The 952-nt window shown below is 51.5% G+C and carries 1 protein-coding gene; it reads left to right on the top strand.

Annotated elements, in window-relative coordinates; genetic code table 11:
• Positions 1–952 (top strand): Na+/H+ antiporter NhaC family protein (locus tag SCJ97_11580; protein MDW7740670.1); only part of this gene is annotated, 952 nt, incomplete at both ends.

Genomic DNA, 952 nt, shown 5'->3' with positions numbered 1-952 from the left:
TTACTCCAGTTGTATTATTGCCGGTAATACTGCCCGCCCGATTACCGATGCTGTAAAGATTTCAAGAGAGAAGCTGTCCTACATTATTGACTCCACCGCAGCGCCTATCGCTACAGTGGCTCTCATTTCAACCTGGATCGGTTTCGAACTTGGTATTATCGGAGAAGGATTCGCTGCAATCGGTATGGACAACGTGCCCGTTTACCTTATATTCCTCCAGAGCATCCCATACCGCTTCTACAGCATTTTCGCCATCGCTCTTGTGCTGATCCTGGCGATCACCATGAAAGACTACGGCCCAATGTACAAAGCTGAGGTGAGAGCCCGTACTGAGGGCAAACTGCTGCGTGACGGTGCCGAGCCTCTTTCAGCGACTGACACTGAAGTTCTGCAGCCTGCTGAAGGTACCCCGCTTCGCTGGTACAACTTTGTTATCCCGGTGCTGGTTATTATCATTGCAACCTTCGTTGGTCTTTATGTGGCCGGCGGTGGCGCAGAGGTTGGCTTAATGGCTGCCTTCGGCGATGCCGATTCCAGTGTCGTGCTTCTCTGGTCATCGAGTCTTGGTGCGCTGGTAACTTTAATCATGGTTCTTATTCAGCGTATTGTTCCTCTCCAGGAAGCTATTGATACGATTATCAATGGCGCCAAGTCTGTTTTCCCGGCTCTGATCATCCTTGTATTAGCGTGGGCGTTAAGCTATATCTCGGGTGAACTCGGCGCTGCTGATTACCTGATTAACCTGGTCGAGCGGGCCGGAATCAGTATTGTTGTTCTGCCGCTGCTCATCTTCGTCATCTCATGCTTCATGGCTTTCGCCATGGGCACCTCCTGGGGAGTTATGGGTATTGTTACCCCGCTTGCCATTCCGATTGCTGCGGCAATCGGCGGTGAAGCATTCCTGGTTCCCGTTCTGGCTGCTGTTCTTACAGGAGCTATATTCGGTGACCAC

The sequence above is a fragment of the Bacillota bacterium genome, assembly GCA_033549065.1.
In the GTDB taxonomy this organism is placed as follows: Bacteria; Bacillota; Dethiobacteria; order DTU022; family DTU022; genus JAWSUE01.
The sequence above is the reverse complement of the archived record's forward strand: the minus strand, read 5'-3'. Positions and strand labels throughout refer to the sequence as shown.